This is a genomic window from Streptomyces sp. NPDC045778 (genome assembly GCF_056431945.1).
The window spans coordinates 16,982-33,430 of the sequence record NZ_JBWKJZ010000045.1 but is presented as its reverse complement, the minus strand read 5'-3'; the positions used below and the strand labels follow the sequence as shown (position 1 = coordinate 33,430).

The window sequence follows — 16,449 nt, the reverse complement described above, 5'->3', positions numbered from 1 at the left end:
GCCCGGGGTTGGTCAAGGCCTCCGGTACGAACCCACCAGGCTCGTCCCGTGCGGCACGCGTCAACGCGGTTTCGAGTCAGCCGAGTCAGGAGACGCCGCCTCGCGGGCGTCGAGCAGCTCGTCCCAGTGCTCGGTGGCCCAGCGGCACGTGGCGGCCAGGGGTTCCAGCGTGCTGCGGCCCAGCGGTGTCAGCGCGTACTCCACTCGCAGTTTCGGATCGGCGTGGACCGTGCGGGACACGAAACCGTTCCGCTGCAATCCGCGGAGCGAATGGGTGAGCGCCTTCGGGGTGACGCGGCCCAGCGGCACACGGAGTTCGGAGAACCGGCGCGGGCCGCCCTCCAGGCACCGCAGGACCATGGGCGCCCATTTGTCGCCGAATCGGAAAGGCAGCAGCGCGGACGGGCACAGCTCGTCGAAGAAGTCGGGCGGCAGCGGCTGCCGTCGTGTCATCGAGGGTCTCCCGTCGCCGGTCTTGGTATCCAGTTGGTGACCGACCTTCCGGATACCTTCCACAGCATCCACTCCACGGAAGGTATTCCGGCGATGGGCAGGGCCGTGGGGCCGAGCCGGGTGCCGGGGCCGGTGACCGCCCGGCCCCCGCCCTCCCTGCGCCCCACCCCCCTGCGTCGGCAGGAAATCAACCGGTTCGCCGCTTGCACATCTCACGTCAACATCCGATGCAGAGCAACGGACACCGTACGAACACCGTCATCGCGGCCCATCAAGGTAAGGCAGGACATCATGCGTGCAGCCCGCTTCCACGAGTACGGCGGACCGGAGAGCCTGGTCATCGAGCAGGCCCCCGACCCCCGGCCCGGACGCGGTGAGATCCGCGTCCGCGTCGCGGCGGCCGGCGTCAACCCCATCGACTGGAAGCTGCGCGCCGGGGCCCTGCGCCAGCTGATTCCCCTGGAGCTGCCCGCCATCCCCGGGCGTGACGCCGCCGGGGTGGTCGACGAAGTCGGGGACGGGGTGCAGGGGGTGAGCGTCGGCGACCGCGTCTTCGGCCTGTGCGGTGTCACCGGCGCGACCGCGGAGCTGGTCATCCTCTCGGCCTGGGCTCACGCTCCCGACACGTGGAACGATGAGCAGGCCGCGGGCGCCGGCCTCGCGTCCGTGACCGCCATGCGCGGCCTGGACGCGCTCGGCTCCCTGGCGGGGCGCACCCTCCTCGTCGAGGGTGCCGCCGGAGGCGTGGGCAGCGCGGCAGTCGAGATCGCTGTGGCGCAGGGTGCCACCGTGATCGGGACAGCCAGTGAACGCAACCACGAGTTCCTCACCTCTCTCGGCGCCGTCCCCACCACCTATGGCCCCGGCCTCGCGCAGCGCCTCGCCCTCCTCGCTCCGCACGGCGTCGACGTCGCGCTCGACACCGCCGCCTCCGGCTCCCTGGCCGACCTCGTCGCCATCACGGGCGACCCGAAGCACGTCGCGACGGTCGCCGACCACGCGGGCGGGCAGCGCCTGGGCACCCACGTGGTCAACGCGAAGAACGACTCCACCCTCCTTTCCGCCGCCGCGGAACTGGGCCGGCAAGGCCGTTACACGCCTCGTATCGAACGGACTTACCCCCTGGAGCGGATCGCCGAAGCCCACGCGCATGCCGGGCGCGGACGTACCCGCGGGAAGATCGTGATCTGCGTCTGAGGATCTGCGTCCGAGGTCTGCGCCCGAAGGGGCATGGGGCGGGTGCGCCGACCCGCCCCAGCTGCGCGGTGGGGACCCGGCCCGCGCCCGTTCACACAGCCGACGGCGCGACGGAGACCGGACCGGACCCCGCGGTGTGCTGTTCGAGGCCGCCGAGGATGAGCGCGAGGCCCGCCTCGAACGCCTCTTCGTGCTCGATCACGGGGACATCGTCCGGCAGGTCCTCGCCGTCCGCCGAGTGCGAATCCGCCTGATCCGCCTGCTCCTCCAGCACGCAGCCGACGGTGAAGCGGCCGGCGGCCAGCATCGCCATCTGCGCGTGCCGCTCGGGCACGCCGGAGGTGATCAGGAAGGCCATCTTGCGGCGGATCCGGTCGAGGTCACCGGTCGGAGTGCTGCCGGCGTGCAGTCGGGCGCCGTCACGTCGCATCAGCAGCGTGCGGCGGAAACTGCGGGAGTTCTCCAGGAACCACTCGCGCCAGTCGTCCCCGGGCGACGGCAGCGGCGCGTCGGCGTGCGGGGCCATGGCCACCTCCGCCATGGCCGCGAGGAGGTCCTTCTTGGTCTTGAAGTGGTAGTAGAGCGACGGCTGTTCGACGCCGAGGCGCTTGGCCAGCCGCCGGGTGCTGACCGTTTCCAGGCCCACCTCGTCCAGCAGATCCAGCGCCTCCGCGACGACGGTCGCACGGTTCATCTTGGTCACGTTGACAATCTATCGCCGATAGAAGAATCTGAAGGGAATCAATCACCGATAGATTTTGGAGTGGTTGGACATGCCGAACACGGCCGCGAAGCGTTCGCTGCGGATCCTCGTCGCCGGCGGCGGGGTCACGGGGCAGGCACTGGCCTTCTGGCTCACCCGCGGCGGCCACCGGGTGACGGTCGTCGAGCGCTTCCCGGCACTGCGCGCTCGGGGCGCGCAGGTCGACCTGCGCGGGCAGGGGATCGAGGCCGTCGAGCGCATGGGCCTGCTGGAGACGGTGCGCAGCCGGGTGGTGGACGAGGCCGGCGTGGCCTTCGTCGACTCCCGCGGCAGACCGAAGGCGACGATCATGGCGAACACCTCCGGAAAGGGCCGCCAGACCCTGACATCGGAGTACGAGATCATGCGCGGCGACCTCGTGCGCATCCTGCACGAGGCGGCCAAGGACGACACCGAGCACGTCTTCGGCACGAGCGTCGACGGCTTCGACCAGGACGCCGACCGGGTCACGGCCCACTTCTCGGGCGGGACCTCCGGCGAGTACGACCTGCTGATCGGCGCCGACGGACAGGGCTCACGCACCCGCGGGGCGCTGCTGCCGCAAGGCCTCGACCCGTACTGGCGCGTGGGCATCCACATGGCCTACTGGTTCGTACCGCGCATCGCCTCCGACACCAACATCCGTGACACGTACATGGCCCCGGGCGGTCGGCAGATCATGCGGCGCAGCCACAACGCGACCGAGACCCAGGTGTACTTCGTGCTGCGCGAGGAGTCCGCGGAAGCGTCCGCGATCCACCGCGCGCCCGTCGAGCGGCAGCGGACGTTCTGGGCCGAGCGGTTCCGGGACGCGGGATGGCAGACCGGCCGTTTCATCGACGGCATGAAGGACAGCGCGTTCTTCTACTCCCAGGAGATCGCCCAGGTACGGATCGACAGCTGGTCCGAGGGCCGGGTGGTCCTGGCGGGTGACGCCGCGCACTGCGCCTCCCCCTACAGCGGCATGGGAGTCTCCGGCGGGCTCGTCGGCGCGTACGTCCTGGCCGGGGAGATCAACCGGCACGTGAACGACCTGCCGACCGCGCTGCCGACCGCCCTGGCGAACTACGACCGTGTCCTGCGGCCCTTCGTCGACGAGATCCAGGGCGAGGTCAACCCCCGCGTCCTGCGTATGGGCATGCCCCTGAACAAGCACGCCGTCAGCGCCTTCCAGAACGCCACCGCGCTGGCCTGCTTCTTCCGCATCCCCGACCTGGTCGCGCGGTTCTCCAAGGAGGACCGCGGCGGCGGCTGGCAGCTGCCGGCCTACGCCGACGCCCGCGCCGCCTGAGCCCACCCCCGCGCGGCGCGCAGCAGCGGCCTCCTGCACCTCGCGGAGGGGACTGTGCCACGCCCGTACTGCATCTGTAGTACGGGCGACTGTCCGCAGGAGCGGGACGACGGGGCGGGCGGTGTTGCCAAGGATGGGCCTGAGGCCGCGGGCCGGCTGCGCCCCGGCGACACGCACGGCACGGCACGGCCGCGGCACTCCTCTTGTCCTCCTCTTCTCCTCTTCGACTCTCAACTCTTCGACTGGAGCGCCTCGTCATGGCTTCCTTGCTCTATCGGCTCGGCCGGATCGCCTTCCGGCAACGCCGCTACTTCGCCCTTCTGTGGGTGGCGGTCCTGGCGGCCTGCTCCTTCGCCGCTCTCAGCGCCCCGGCCGCGGAGGAGGACGGTTTCTCGATTCCGGGCACCGAGTCGCAGAAGGCGTTCGACCTGCTCGACGAGCGCTTCCCCGGGGACAACGCGGAGGGCGCGGACGCACGCGTCGTCTTCGCCGCGCCGGACGGGCAGAAGGTGACCGCCCGTCAGAACCGGGCGGCCGTCGAGAAGGTCGTGGACACCATCGCGCGCGGCTCGCAGGTGAAGGAGGCCTCGAACCCCTTCGCGCCGGAAGCCGTCAGCAAGGACGCCACCACCGCGTTCGCGACCGTCACTTACGCCGTCTCCAGCGACGACCTGAGCGAGGCCACGTCCGCCGCGCTCATGAACGCCGTCCAGGACGGCCGGGCGGCGGGCCTGACGGTGGAAGTCGGAGGCTCCGCCGTCGACGGCGGCCCCGAACTCGGCGGCGTCACCGAACTGATCGGCATCGCCGTCGCCGCGCTCGTGCTGTTCATCACCTTCCGCGCACTGGTCGCCGCCGGACTCCCCCTGGTCACCGCCCTGATCGGCCTCGGCGCCGGAGTCTGCGCCATCATCGCCGCGGGCATGTCCACCACGACGATCACCCTGGCCCTGATGCTGGGCCTGGCCGTGGGCATCGACTACGCCCTGTTCATCGTGTCCCGCTACCGCGCGGAACGGGCCGATGGACACACACCGGAGGAGGCCGCCGGCCGGGCGGTGGGCACCGCCGGATCCGCCGTCGTCTTCGCCGGCGCCACCGTCGTCATCGCGCTGGCCGGGCTGTCCGTGGCAGGGGTACCGATGCTGACCGACATGGGCCTTGCCGCCGCCGGAACCGTCGTCATCGCCGTGCTCGTCGCCCTGACGCTGCTGCCCGCCCTGCTCGGGTTCTTCCCCCAGGCCGTCCTGGCGCGCACCCAGCGCCGCTCGGCCACCGTGCCCGCGCCCTCGGCGGCGCCCGCGCCCGGGAAAGAGCCCGCGGGAAGCCGGTGGGCCCGCTTCGTCATCCGCCGGCCCCTGGCGACGCTGCTCCTGAGCGTGGCGGGCCTCGGCGTCGTCGCCCTCCCGGCACTGGATCTCCAGCTCAGCCTGCCCGGCGACGAGGCGCAGCCCACCTCGACCACCCAGCGCCGCGCCTACGACGCGCTCGCCGACGGCTTCGGCCCCGGCTTCAACGGGCCCCTGACCATCGTCATCGACGCCAAGGGCGCCGACGACGCGAAGGCCGCCGCCGCGCGGGCCCGCGCGGCCCTGACCGACACCGACGGCGTCGTGGACCTCTCACCGGCCACCTTCAACAAGGCCGGCGACACCGCGACCATCACCGCCGTGCCCAGCACCGGCCCCAGCGCCGGCGCGACCAAGGACCTCGTCAAGACGCTCCGCTCCGAGGCCACCGACCTGAGAACCGCCTCCGGCGCCTCCATGCTGGTGACCGGTCAGACCGCGATGAACATCGACGTCTCCAACAAGGTCACCGCCGCCCTCATCCCCTACCTCGCGGTGGTGGTGGGACTCGCCGTCCTGCTCCTGATGATCGTGTTCCGTTCGGTCCTCGTCCCGCTCAAGGCGGCCCTCGGCTTCCTGCTCTCGGTCGCGGCCGCCTTCGGCGCGATCGTCGCTGTCTTCCAGTGGGGCTGGTGCGCCGACCTGCTCGGCGTCGCCCAGACCGGACCGGTGATGAGCATGATGCCCATCTTCCTGATCGGCGTCGTCTTCGGCCTGGCCATGGACTACGAGGTCTTCCTCGTCACCCGCGTCCGCGAAGCCCACGTCCACGGCGCGTCGCCCACGCAGGCCGTCGTCACCGGATTCCGTCACAGCGCCCGCGTCGTCGTGGCCGCCGCCGTCATCATGATCGCCGTCTTCGCCGGGTTCATCGGCATGACCGACTCGATGATCAAGATGCTTGGTCTCGGGCTGGCCGCCGCCGTCCTCTTCGACGCGTTCATCGTCCGCATGACCATCGTCCCGGCCGCTCTCGCGCTCCTGGGGCACGCGGCGTGGCGACTGCCCGGGTGGCTGGACCGGCTGCTGCCCGAACTGGACATCGAAGGCGAGAAACTCAACCGCACCCTCACCAGCGGGCACCCAGCCCCGGCAGCCTCCTCGTCACAGGAGGAATCGGTGAACGCCTGAACCAGCCCGGCCCCGGGGCTCCCGCCCACCCGCGGACCCCCGGGGCTCCCGCCGCCCAGGGACGCCCGGGGCTCACCGCATGCGCAAGGGTCCGCCGATCCCCGGGGCTCACCGCATGCGCAAGGGACCACCGACCCCAGCCGCAGACACAACACCGCCAAGCACACCTGCGAAGGAGGGCACGTGCTCGCCGACGTCCGGTCGTGGGCCCACCGCCACCCCCGCGGCTTCGACGCCGTGACGGCTGCCGCCCTGTGCGCGCTCGCGCTGCTCTCCACCTCCATGGCGCAGCCGCCCCGCATCGTGCGCTGGCCGCCGCCGACCGCCGCCACCGTCGCCGCGCTGGCCTGCGTCGCGCTCCTTGCACACCGAAGCCGCCCGCGTCTGACCGTGATCACCACCACCGCGTGCACCGCCGTCCTCGGCGCCATGGGTCCTGCCTTCGGGTACGAGTTCGGCTCCCCCCTCACCGGCCCCGTCATGGCAGCGCTCGCCTCACTGGCCTGGCACACCGACAGCCGTACCACCGCCCGCTACACCACCGCCTGCGCCCTGACCCTGCTCACCGCCTCAGCCCTGTGGCCGCCCGGCGGCCCGCGGTTGCGGCCCGAACAGGTGGGCCTTGCCGCCTTCGTCCTCGTCGCCCCCGCCGTGGCCGACTCCCTGCGCAGCCGCCGCGACTACGTCACCGCGGTAGAAGCGCGCGCTGAGATGGCGATGCGCACCCGCGAGGAAGAGGCCCGCCGGCGCGTGGGCGCCGAACGGATGCGCATCGCCCGCGAACTGCACGACGTCGTGGCCCACCACATCACGCTCGCCCACGCCCAGGCCGCCACCGCCGACTACCTCCTGGCCGGCCGGCCCGAGACGGCGCAGCACGTCATGCACAACCTCACCGCCACCCTCAACTCGGCGCTGGGCGAACTGAGATCGACCGTAGGCCTGTTACGCGAACACGACGAACCCCCCGGCCCTACGAGGGAGCCCGCCCCCGGCCTCGCCCGGCTGCCGGACCTGATCGCGTCGTTCGACCAGGTGGGCCTCCGCGTCACCCTCACCCAGGCCGGCGCCGCGCAGCCGCTGTCACCCGGCGTCGGCCTCGCCGCCTACCGCATCACGCAAGAAGCACTCACCAACGTCTCCAAGCACGCCCTGACCACCACGGCCGCCGTCCGCCTGCACTACACCGACGGCCTGCTGACCCTGACGGTCACCGACGACGGCCCACCCGTACAGGTCCGCGGCGCCGCCGGCTACGGCCTCATCGGCATGCGCGAGCGGGCCCACGCCGTCGGCGGACACCTGTACGCCCACCCCCGCGACGACGCCGGATTCGAGGTGAGGGCCGAGCTTCCCACGCTCACGGCCCCTCCGGCAGGCCGCCCGTACGCCCACGACAAGGACACCCCGTGACCATCCGCGTGCTGCTCGCCGACGACCAGGCACTCCTCGCCGCGACCTTCCAGGTCCTCATCGACGCCACCGACGACCTGGAGGTCATCGCCACCGCGGCCGACGGCCACCAGGCCGTGGAGCTGACCCGCACCACCGCACCGGACGTCGTGGTCATGGACATCCGCATGCCCCACCAGGACGGCCTTTCCGCCGCCTCGCAGATCACCGCCGACCCCCAGCTGTCGGGCACCCGCGTCCTGATCCTGACCACCTTCGAAACGGACGACTACATCACCCGGGCCCTGCGCGCGGGCGTCAGCGGCTTCCTCGGCAAAGGCGTCGGCCCCGCCGAGTTCCTCGCCGCCATCCGCACCGTCGCGGCCGGCGACATGGTGCTCTCCCCGCTGGCCACCCAGACCGTGGTCACCCGCTACCTCGCCGCATCGAGCCCCGACCGCCCCCACGCCACGCCCCGCGAGATGGACAACCTCACCCCCCGCGAACAGGAAGTACTGCTCCGCGCGGCAGAAGGGCTCACCAACGAGGAGATCGCCGAGCGCCTGCACGTCAGCCTGCTGACCGTCCGCACCTTCGTCCAGCGCATCATGCACAAGCTCGGCGCCCACCACCGCGCCCAACTCGTCGCCCTCGCCTACCGGACCGGCTTCGCCCGCGCACCCCAACCGCCCCCCGCTCGCCCCTCCAGCGGCCGCGACCCCTGGGCCCGGGTCAACCAAGGAACAACTTCATACCCGTATGCGTAGGCTCGAAGCCGAGGCGTTCGTAGAACCGGTGGGCGCCCGCACGGGCGTTGTTGCTGTCCAGCTGAACGCGCACGCAACCACGCGCACGGGCCTGCTCGATCGCCCAGCGCATCATGTCCTCCCCGATGCGCCGCCCCCGCAGGGCCGAGGACACGCGGACGAACTCGATCTGTGCGACGCTGCCACCGCCCCACATGAGGTAGGGGATGACCGACATCTGGAAGGTACCGACCACGGCGGTGTCGAGTTCCGCCACCGCCAGCAGCTCACCCGGGTCGGCGTCAATGCGTTCGAAGGCTTCGTAGTAGTAGCCGGGCACGGGCGGCCCGGGATCCACCGGCACCTCCAGGATGGCGTCCTCAGCGAGCAGCCGAAGCACCGCCGACAGATCCTCACGCCGGGCCCGCCTCATCACTATGTGCCTGTCAACCATGGCCAGCAGCCTAGTGTGCACAGCCCAACGACCTCCGAGAAGCCGCTAGTTGCCCGGCTGCCGTCACGGCCGATGCGGCGAGGTCCTGATCGACCAGGCCGTCATCGGCCCGGGAAGTGATCGCTGCCCGTAAGGCCGTCGCATCCGCGGTCGGCTATGCGAGGTCTTTCACGTACCAGTGTTCGGCGGCGGCGTGGTCGTTGTACGGGGCGGTTTCCCGGTAGCCGCGGCCGGTGTACATGGTGCGGGCTTCGGTGAGTTCGGTGTTGGTCTCGCAGACGATCCGGGTGGCGCCCAGGTGGCGTGCCGAGGTCTCGGCGGCCTGGAGGAGGTGGCGGCCCAGGCCCTGGCCGCGCCCGGCGGGCAGGACATACATGCGTTTGAGTTCTGCGGTCGCCGGGCGGTCGGCGAGGAGCCGGATGCCCACACAGCCGAGGAGCTGTCCACTGGTGCTGCGGGCGGTGAGGAACCGGCCGCGGGGCGGGGCGAGGTCGTGGTGGGGGTCGCGGTCGAGGGCTTGCTCGACCTCGTCCGGGGTCACAGGGCGTTTGACGACCCTTTCGCCGATCTCGGTGTAGTAGGCCCGGATCGCTTCGTCGATGCCTTCGGCGGTGACCGGCTCAGGTGTGATGGTCCAGGGGTGCATGGTGGCGATGATTGGGGGGCGTGCCTGCCACTGTCGAGTAGGGAATCAGGCACGTTCATGTCGGCGCCCTTGGCGCAGGCCGGCCACTGGTGGGCAGCGGCGAGGGCAGACACTGCGTTCAGGCGCCTGCTGGCCCCGCGGCGGCATCCCTGACCAGCTGAGGCGACGCCTCCGCACCACCCGCGCGATATGACGGAACAACCCGCTGGTCCGGCCGCGAGCCGCGTGGTCGCCTTAGGCACCGACTCAGTCACCCTGCGCCGCCACGGCCCGCGACCGCCTGTCCGGAGCATGGCCGCCGACCATCCGCTGGGCCCCGCAGGTGCAGGCCCTCCCGGGCCCTCTCAGGGGGCCAGCCTCCTTCCGTGTCCGGTGACCGGCCCGGCGCTCTGTGTACGCCGCGACACCAGCAAAGTAGATCCCCAAGCTGCTGGCCGCGGCCCCGGCGCCGGTCAGGATGGACTGAGGGGCGCCGGCGCGGCGTGCCAACAAGCGCGTGCACAAGACGTACGTCTTCTTTTTCTTTCCTCGTCCGAAGAGGTGGCAGTACAGCGAGTAAAGCTCGCTGTCAGCCCGAACTTGGAGTTTCCCTGCGGGAGGTTGGGGTCGTCACCGTCAGGTGAGGCCAGCGTGGTGAAAGGCCTTGCGGACCGCCTGGCACGAGCACAGCCTGTCGGTCCTTCCGCACGCATCCCCGACCGGGGGCGTCTCGGTGGACTGGGGGAGTCCGGGATGCCGTCGCAGTGAATGCGTTATCCGCTGCGGCAGTTGGGGGCGGTGAGAGAAGGCGGGCAGGGCGGTCGATGAGCCCCCTCTCACGCGTCCGTGCGCGTCTCCGTGCGCCCCAGTGTTCAACCGTTGCCCGGGTACCCCTGCCATTTCCAGAGGGTATGGAAGGAGTGCCAAGGGCCGTCGGCCTTGCTCGGCTACATGCCTTCGGTCCTTCGGGCGGGGCCCTGTTGAGCGGGGTCTCGGCTGACGATGACTGTCGTCCGCCCCATTGGCCCCCGCAGCGAGGGGAACACCTCATGACCCAGCCCTCCCCCACGGCCCCGCTGCCGACCTGCATCTGATGCAGAGCCGCATTGTGCCGGTGCTGCGGGCCTTCCTCGGCAGCAAGTCCCGCACCGCCGCGGGCCAGGGCCTGCCCGAGGACCTTCCCCACTGCCAAGCTGTGACTTCCTGGCCGCGGGTGGCGAACGGCTGCGTCCCCTGATGTGCGTGAGCGGCTGGCTGGCGGCCGCCAGCCAGGGTGACCTCGGGCCGGCCGTGCGCGCCGCGGCCGGGCGGGAGTTCCTCCACGGCCACGAAGGCCACAAAGGTCACGAAGAGATGTTCGGCGCCTCAGGGGAGGCTCCTGGCCGCTTCACGCTGGTCGACGGCCCCGAGGATGTGCGGAAGGTAGGGGTCAGCGACCCGGACAAGCTCGTATGGCTCTCACAGACGACGCTGTCGGTGGACGAGACACTGGAGACGGTTGACGCCCCCAAGCTCCGCTTCCCCGACCTGCCCTCCCCGCCCAGCGACGCCATCCGCTACGCCACCCAGAACCGCCGGACCGCCGCCGAGCAGATCAGCGCCGGTGCCGGAGCGTCGTACCTCGTCGACTACGCCGAACAGATCGACGAGAGCTGGCTGGAGGGCGTCACCACGGTCGGCGTGCACTCCGGCGCCTCCGTCCGGGCATCCTCGTCCACGGCGTCCTGGGCCGGTTCGCCCAACACGGCTTCGAGGATGTCGAGGCCGTCAGGACGGCCGAAGAAACCCAGCAGTTCGCGTTGCCGCAGGGCTGTCGCGCGCGTGCGCTGTGCGTGCACCGGTGCTGCCGCGCAGCTCGGCCCGGCCTTGGCGCCAGGCCTGGATTCCCGTCGTAGGAGGTTCGAGATGTCCGTGCTCGACGAGGCACATGCCGTAGTACACGAGTACAGCACCACCTGGTACGAGCCGGTGACCAGCATGCCGGCGGGGCTGAACGAAGCAGTGTCGTGCGCCTACCTGCTCATGCGAGCGATCGACGAGATCGAGGATGATCCGTCCCTGGCCGCCCCCGACAAGGCAGTGCTGCTGCGTGGCGTCAGCCGGGTGCTCCAGTCGCACTTCACCAGTGATGACTTCCCCGCCCTCTTCCGGGAACGGGGGCGCGAGTTACCGGACGTGACGTTGCGCATCGGCGAGTGGACCACCTTGCCGCCGTCCGGGATCGGGCCGCGGGTGTACGAGACGTTCGCCACGATGGCCGAGCGCATGGCCCAGTGGGTGGACTGCGGCTTCGCCGTCCACAGCGGCACGGATCTCGACCGGTACACCTACGCCGTCGCAGGCACACTGGTGTTGATGCTGTCCGACCTGTGGGCCTGGCACGACGGCACGCGCGCCGACCGGACGCTGGGCCTCGCGTACGGGCGGGCGCTGCAGACGGTCAACATCCTCATCGACAGGGACGAGGACGCGGCCCGTGGTGTGGACTTCTGGCCGGACGGCTGGCACGCCGCGGACATGGCCCGCTACGCACGCCAGGAGCTGGTCGGCGCCGACGCCTACCTGGCGACTCTGCCACCCGGACCGGCTCGGGTGTTCTGTGAGGAACCGCTGGCGCGGGCACACCGGGCCATGCTCCGCGAGCCCTGGGCGCCCACGCCGCGCAAGAGGGCCGCGACATGAGCCATCCCACGAGTACGGGCCGGACCCCGTCGACGGAGCAGCCGCTCCCTGCCCAGGGGAGTGCGGCGGAGCGCCTGGTGATCCCTCGCATCTCGTTCCCGGTGCCGCCCCGACTGCATCCGGACGCTGACCAGCTGGAGGAGCGCACCCTGGCGTGGCTGCGTGAATTCGGCGTCATCCGCAACGACGCGGACGAGGCGTATCTGCGCCATTCCACGCTCGGCCGGACCTACGCGTGGATGATTCCCGAGGGTGACACCGAGCGTGTGCTGATCGCGACGCAGTTCTGTATCTGGGCCACGGTGCAGGACGACCGCTACACCGAGGGACTCGGCCTGGCCGGCCGCGCCACCGACCTGGCCGCACACTTGCTGGCCTGCGAGAGCATCGCCGAGAACCCGGCCCTCCCCGTCCCCGACGGTGCCCCGATCGACCAGGCGTACCGGGACCTGTTCCTGCGGATCGAGGAGGTGGCCACCCCCCAGCAGGTCCTGCGCATCCGCAAGGGCATGCTCCACTACAGCGTGGGGGCGGCAGCTGACGCCGCCTACACCGAGCACAAGGCCGTACCACCGGTGCCGGTGTACCGGCGCATCCGGCACCTGATCGCCCACCTGCACCACCACTTCGTCCTCACCGAGGTCGCACAGGGCTTCGAGATGCCCGCCGAGCAACTGCTCGAGCCGGAGATACGGGAACTGACCGACCTGGCCATCCGGATCATCGGACTCACCAACGACGTGTACGGCTGCCCGCGGGATGTCCAGCGTGATCACGTCGCCAACCTGCCCATGGTCCTCGCCCACCACCACGGCTGCTCCGTCCAGGAAGGCATCGACATGACGGCGGAGGAAGTCAGCCGCGACACGGCCCGTTTCACCGAACTGGCCGCGCGCGTACGAGAACGCGGACGCGACGTCATCGCGCGCTACGCCCGCGGCCTGGAGGACCAGATCGCCGGACACCTGGCCTGGTTGCACGAGACGGGGCGTTACGACATCGGCCTGTAGCCCGGCGCGACGGAAGGGGCCTGAGCCGCCCTGCCCCCGCGTCTTGTCGAGCAGTTCGGCGCAGTCGGCGGCAGGCTCGCTCCGCCGTCACGCCCGCCACGGCGCTCCGGCGCACGCAAGCCCTGCACCGCTGGACCTCAGCCACCAGCTGATCGGACTCACGGCCCTGCTCACCGGCTCGGCGACGGTGGTCGCCGGCTGACCCGCAGGGGACGGTGACCCCGGCGGCGGTGGCCACGCCGGGCAAGGCTTCCTTCCATATGCTGGACAGAGTGACCAACATATGGAAGCCCTGAGCATCGCGATCATCAGGCGGGCACCATGCCTGGCATGACGACGACTACTGAGATACGGAACGCGTACCTGCTGGCAGCCGAGCAGGCCGTGCGGCTCCTCGCGGCGGAAGAGGTGGCGCACCGCTGGGAGCAGGAGTCCGCGCTGCCGGGGATGACCGTCGGCGGCCTGGCCGGGCATCTCGCGCGTAGTGTCTTTCAGGTGGAATGGTTCCTCGACGGGCGGGTGGTCGGCGCGGAACCGGTGTCACCTGTGCACTACTACGCGAGGCTCGCGGGCACGTCCCTGCCCGACTCCGCGCTCAACGTCGGCGTGCGTGCGCGCAGCGAGGAAACGGCCGCGGCCGGTCCCGCCGTCGTGGCCGAACAGGCGCAGGCCGCGTGGCGACGGTTGCCGGAGCGGCTGGAAAGGGAGCCGGCCGATCAGCGCGTGGCCGTCCTTCACCGGCCCGGAGAAGAGATGCTGCTCGACGGATACCTTCAGACTCGTTGTGTCGAACTGGCCGTCCATCTCGATGACTTGGCGCCGAGCGTGGGGGCTCCCGACCCGGCCCCCGAAGCCGCGCTCGCCGTCGCGGTCGACGTGCTCGTCGCGGCTGCCCGTGAACGACACGGCGACCGGGCCGTGTTGCACGCCCTGGCAAGGCGTGAACGTGACGTCGACCATGCCTTGCGCGTCCTGTAGAGGGCCCTTGCGCGGGAGGGCGGAGGGACCGTCGCCGTTTCGGCCGAGTGCGGGAAAGTCGAGCGGAGTGAGTCCTCACTCATTGACGGAGTGAGGACTCACTCCGTACTCTTGTGGTCATGACAGCACCCGAGGAGAACCAGACGACCCGTCGCCGCGCACCCGGAATGTCGCCGGAGCAGCGCCGCAAAATGATCATTCAGACCGCGATTCCGCTGATCACCGAGTACGGCTCCGCTGTGACGACCGCGAAGATCGCCCGCGCGGCCGGCATCGGCGAGGGCACCATCTTCCGCGTCTTCGCCGACAAGGACGAGCTGCTGCAAGCCTGCATCGCGGAGGCCCTCTCCCCCGAGCACGCGATCCGCGAACTCGCCTCGATCGACATGTCCCAGCCGCTGCCCGACCGGCTCGCGGAGGCGGCCGAGGCCTTGCAGGCGCACATGGACCGCCTCGGGGCGATCATCGGCTCGCTGGGGCACGGCGGCGGCAAGCACCCCGGCACGGTGCGCGGCGCGGGCCGCGACGAGTCGACGTCCCGTATCCGCGCGGCCCTCGCGGAGCTGCTGGAGCCCGAGACCGCCGCCCTGCGCCGGCCCCCGGAGCAGATCGCGGCCCTCTTCATCGGCCTGCTCTTCACCCAGCCGCGCACGGAGGGCGAGCCCGACCTGACCCCGCGGGAGCTGGTGGAGGTCTTCCTGCACGGGGCGCTCTCAGGAGGGGCCAAGTGAGTGCGCGGAGAAGGCGCTTAGGGGTCACGGCCCTGGCCGTCCTGGCCCCTGCCCTGGTGTGGCTGGTCGCGGACCCACTGCTGGGGCACCAGCTGCGGATCGCCGACGGCGAGCAGACACTCGACATCGGCGCCGCGCCCGTGGCGGCCGTCGCCCTGCTCGTGTCGCTCTCCGGCTGGGGGCTGCTGGCTGCCCTTGAGCGGTTCGGGGTACGTCGCGCCCGCGCCGTCTGGACCGGGGTGGCCGTCGCCGTACTGGCCCTGTCCTTCGTGCCGTTCATCGGCGACGGCATGGACGGCGGCACCCGGGTCTCCCTCGCTCTGATGCATCTGGCGGTGGCGGCGGTGCTGGTGCCGGGGCTTGGCGGCAGGTCACCCTCGTCACCCTCCGCTCCCGCGAACGCGACGCCGGAGGAAGCCGTACCCGCCGACCCTAAAGCACCCCTCCGAGGCGGGGCCCCAGCGCCGACAGCACCACGAACCGTTCGCTGAGCTGCACCAGCCCGGCACGGTCATCCGCAGCAAGGCCGGCAGCCCGGCCCCCGGCCCGGAGCCGAGACCGGGGGCCCGGCTGTCAGTGGCTGCCGCAACAATCCCCCCATGACCTCACCCGAGCACCTCGACGAACTGCTCACCGAGTTGGGCCTGGAGGAGGCGGCCACGTTCACGGCCGTGCTCGGCGCCGACGCGGACGCCGTAATCCGTCTCTTCGGCGGCGACCCCGAGCAGGCCCGCCCCATGAAACTCCAGGACCTGCGCGACCACGACGACGGGGACCTGATCCTGGTCTCCCGCTCAGGACCGGCGATCGTCGTCGTGGAGCACAACGACTACCAAGGCGCACGCGAGGAGGTACTGCGCCCGCTCTCGCGCCTGGGCCGCACCGCCAGCGCCTACTGGAACGTCAACGCGGTCAACCGACTCAGCCTTGTCGACAAGGGCCTGCTCCAGTCCGTCCTCGACAAGCTCGACCCCGAGCACCCGTACGGGGTGCGCCCCGACGCCTGGCAACCCCTGCTCGCGGGCCTCAACCTCGAAGACAGCGTGGGCTGGGGTGCGGCCCTGGCGGCGGTTGAGCGGGCGACGGGAGCGCGGTTCGACCAGGCGTGGGTCCAGGGCACGCACCACGCCGTGGAGATCACGCCCGTACCGGACTACTTGCTCGGGCAGAGCCTCGTCCACTCCCCGCTGCTCAATCGGGAGCCCTTCATCACCTACCTGGCAGGCCTGGGGCCCAACATGCTGGGACGGTTGCGACGGCATGCCCTGGACCTGGCGCTCGCCCACGCCGACCTGCGCGAACACCCCCTGGCCGCCGCCGCTGTCACGGCGGACACGCTTCCGGCCGCAGCGCGCGTACAACTGCGTGAGGACCTGACCGCCGCGCACGACCAGGCGCTCCCGCGGGCGTTCGCGATGCTGGAGAAGGAGCCGGAGGAGGTCGAGATCGAGTGGGAGCGCCCCTCCCACCTCGTCTTCCGCCAGGCGATCGTCTTCGATGCCCTGGCCCAGTGCGTCGCCGCCCACCTGCCCACACCGGCAGACCGCCTGCCGGACGTCCTCAGTGATCTGAGTTCAGCGATGACCGGGGACGGTGAGCGGGTCCACGAGTTCTGGATGGTGCAGCATCTGCATGACGCCGCCCGGCGAACAGCCTGACGGCCGCCCG

Annotated in this window: 16 protein-coding genes and 1 pseudogene; 13 read left to right on the top strand and 4 right to left on the bottom strand. The window is 71.1% G+C overall.

What is annotated here, in order from left to right; translation table 11 throughout:
• Positions 1 to 60 precede the first annotated feature (60 nt).
• Positions 61 to 453: a winged helix-turn-helix transcriptional regulator gene (locus AC07GB_RS36170; RefSeq protein ID WP_478853145.1), complete on the bottom strand. Its 393-nt coding sequence runs from the start codon at positions 451 to 453 to the stop codon at positions 61 to 63.
• 291 nt (positions 454 to 744) lie between these two features.
• Here AC07GB_RS36170 and AC07GB_RS36165 point away from each other — a divergent pair, with 291 nt between their 5' ends.
• Complete coding sequence (locus AC07GB_RS36165) at positions 745 to 1,650, top strand: NADP-dependent oxidoreductase (RefSeq protein ID WP_478853143.1); 906 nt, start codon at positions 745 to 747, stop codon at positions 1,648 to 1,650.
• 91 nt (positions 1,651 to 1,741) lie between these two features.
• Here the strand turns inward: AC07GB_RS36165 and AC07GB_RS36160 are convergent, their stop codons facing one another.
• Entirely contained in the window at positions 1,742 to 2,344 is a 603-nt protein-coding gene (locus tag AC07GB_RS36160; protein ID WP_478853180.1) for a TetR/AcrR family transcriptional regulator C-terminal domain-containing protein, read from the bottom strand.
• A 79-nt stretch (positions 2,345 to 2,423) separates the two neighbouring features.
• Here AC07GB_RS36160 and AC07GB_RS36155 point away from each other — a divergent pair, with 79 nt between their 5' ends.
• The 4 genes from AC07GB_RS36155 to AC07GB_RS36140 all read left to right on the top strand — a co-directional run bounded on the left by AC07GB_RS36155 (position 2,424) and on the right by AC07GB_RS36140 (position 8,322).
• Positions 2,424 to 3,683, top strand: a complete 1,260-nt coding sequence (locus AC07GB_RS36155; protein WP_478853141.1) for an FAD-dependent monooxygenase — start codon at positions 2,424 to 2,426, stop codon at positions 3,681 to 3,683.
• A gap of 257 nt (positions 3,684 to 3,940) precedes the next feature.
• The gene (locus AC07GB_RS36150) at positions 3,941 to 6,163 is read left to right on the top strand and encodes an MMPL family transporter (RefSeq protein WP_478853139.1); all 2,223 of its coding nucleotides are present in this window, start codon (positions 3,941 to 3,943) and stop codon (positions 6,161 to 6,163) included.
• A 183-nt stretch (positions 6,164 to 6,346) separates the two neighbouring features.
• A complete protein-coding gene (locus tag AC07GB_RS36145) occupies positions 6,347 to 7,576 on the top strand; it encodes a sensor histidine kinase (protein WP_478853137.1) in 1,230 nt (409 codons plus the stop codon).
• A complete protein-coding gene (locus tag AC07GB_RS36140; protein ID WP_478853135.1) occupies positions 7,573 to 8,322 on the top strand; it encodes a response regulator transcription factor in 750 nt (249 codons plus the stop codon). Before AC07GB_RS36145 ends, AC07GB_RS36140 begins: the two co-directional genes overlap by 4 nt.
• Here the strand turns inward: AC07GB_RS36140 and AC07GB_RS36135 are convergent.
• Both AC07GB_RS36135 and AC07GB_RS36130 read right to left on the bottom strand, forming a co-directional pair.
• On the bottom strand, positions 8,288 to 8,755 hold the full coding sequence (locus tag AC07GB_RS36135) for a GNAT family N-acetyltransferase (protein ID WP_478853133.1): 468 nt from the start codon (positions 8,753 to 8,755) through the stop codon (positions 8,288 to 8,290). The genes AC07GB_RS36140 and AC07GB_RS36135 overlap by 35 nt on opposite strands.
• 154 nt (positions 8,756 to 8,909) lie before the next feature.
• A complete protein-coding gene (locus tag AC07GB_RS36130) occupies positions 8,910 to 9,401 on the bottom strand; it encodes a GNAT family N-acetyltransferase (RefSeq protein ID WP_478853131.1) in 492 nt (163 codons plus the stop codon).
• A gap of 1,072 nt (positions 9,402 to 10,473) precedes the next feature.
• Between AC07GB_RS36130 and AC07GB_RS36125 the strand changes: the two genes are divergently transcribed.
• The 8 genes and pseudogenes from AC07GB_RS36125 (at position 10,474) to AC07GB_RS36090 (ending at position 16,439) form a co-directional block, all read left to right on the top strand.
• The gene (locus AC07GB_RS36125) at positions 10,474 to 10,617 is read left to right on the top strand and encodes a hypothetical protein (RefSeq protein WP_478853129.1); all 144 of its coding nucleotides are present in this window, start codon (positions 10,474 to 10,476) and stop codon (positions 10,615 to 10,617) included.
• Positions 10,618 to 10,712: 95 nt separating this feature from the next.
• Positions 10,713 to 11,275: pseudogene (locus tag AC07GB_RS36120) on the top strand (4-hydroxy-3-methylbut-2-enyl diphosphate reductase); the annotation flags it as partial.
• 10 nt (positions 11,276 to 11,285) lie between these two features.
• Entirely contained in the window at positions 11,286 to 12,062 is a 777-nt protein-coding gene (locus AC07GB_RS36115; protein ID WP_478853127.1) for a squalene/phytoene synthase family protein, read from the top strand.
• A 77-nt stretch (positions 12,063 to 12,139) separates the two neighbouring features.
• Positions 12,140 to 13,072, top strand: a complete 933-nt coding sequence (locus AC07GB_RS36110) for a terpene synthase family protein (protein WP_478853125.1) — start codon at positions 12,140 to 12,142, stop codon at positions 13,070 to 13,072.
• Between the two features lie 330 nt (positions 13,073 to 13,402).
• On the top strand, positions 13,403 to 14,050 hold the full coding sequence (locus AC07GB_RS36105) for a maleylpyruvate isomerase N-terminal domain-containing protein (protein ID WP_478853123.1): 648 nt from the start codon (positions 13,403 to 13,405) through the stop codon (positions 14,048 to 14,050).
• A 119-nt stretch (positions 14,051 to 14,169) separates the two neighbouring features.
• Positions 14,170 to 14,781, top strand: a complete 612-nt coding sequence (locus AC07GB_RS36100) for a TetR/AcrR family transcriptional regulator (protein ID WP_478853121.1) — start codon at positions 14,170 to 14,172, stop codon at positions 14,779 to 14,781.
• A complete protein-coding gene (locus AC07GB_RS36095; protein ID WP_478853119.1) occupies positions 14,778 to 15,272 on the top strand; it encodes a DUF6069 family protein in 495 nt (164 codons plus the stop codon). The genes AC07GB_RS36100 and AC07GB_RS36095 overlap by 4 nt, the downstream gene beginning before the upstream one ends.
• Before the next feature lie 108 nt (positions 15,273 to 15,380).
• The gene (locus AC07GB_RS36090) at positions 15,381 to 16,439 is read left to right on the top strand and encodes a DUF6461 domain-containing protein (protein WP_478853117.1); all 1,059 of its coding nucleotides are present in this window, start codon (positions 15,381 to 15,383) and stop codon (positions 16,437 to 16,439) included.
• Positions 16,440 to 16,449: the final 10 nt, after the last annotated feature.

Excerpts from the sequence above, each read along its gene's own strand:
- AC07GB_RS36155 (WP_478853141.1), top strand. The coding sequence starts at position 2,424 with ATGCCGAACACGGCCGCGAAGCGTTCGCTGCGGATCCTCGTCGCCGGC.
- AC07GB_RS36130 (WP_478853131.1), bottom strand. The coding sequence starts at position 9,401 with ATGCACCCCTGGACCATCACACCTGAGCCGGTCACCGCCGAAGGCATC.
- AC07GB_RS36105 (WP_478853123.1), top strand. The coding sequence starts at position 13,403 with ATGACGACGACTACTGAGATACGGAACGCGTACCTGCTGGCAGCCGAG.
- AC07GB_RS36165 (WP_478853143.1), top strand. The coding sequence starts at position 745 with ATGCGTGCAGCCCGCTTCCACGAGTACGGCGGACCGGAGAGCCTGGTC.
- AC07GB_RS36135 (WP_478853133.1), bottom strand. The coding sequence starts at position 8,755 with ATGGTTGACAGGCACATAGTGATGAGGCGGGCCCGGCGTGAGGATCTG.
- AC07GB_RS36150 (WP_478853139.1), top strand. The coding sequence starts at position 3,941 with ATGGCTTCCTTGCTCTATCGGCTCGGCCGGATCGCCTTCCGGCAACGC.
- AC07GB_RS36160 (WP_478853180.1), bottom strand. The coding sequence starts at position 2,344 with ATGAACCGTGCGACCGTCGTCGCGGAGGCGCTGGATCTGCTGGACGAG.
- AC07GB_RS36170 (WP_478853145.1), bottom strand. The coding sequence starts at position 453 with ATGACACGACGGCAGCCGCTGCCGCCCGACTTCTTCGACGAGCTGTGC.
- AC07GB_RS36115 (WP_478853127.1), top strand. The coding sequence starts at position 11,286 with ATGTCCGTGCTCGACGAGGCACATGCCGTAGTACACGAGTACAGCACC.
- AC07GB_RS36125 (WP_478853129.1), top strand. The coding sequence starts at position 10,474 with ATGCAGAGCCGCATTGTGCCGGTGCTGCGGGCCTTCCTCGGCAGCAAG.
- AC07GB_RS36100 (WP_478853121.1), top strand. The coding sequence starts at position 14,170 with ATGACAGCACCCGAGGAGAACCAGACGACCCGTCGCCGCGCACCCGGA.
- AC07GB_RS36090 (WP_478853117.1), top strand. The coding sequence starts at position 15,381 with ATGACCTCACCCGAGCACCTCGACGAACTGCTCACCGAGTTGGGCCTG.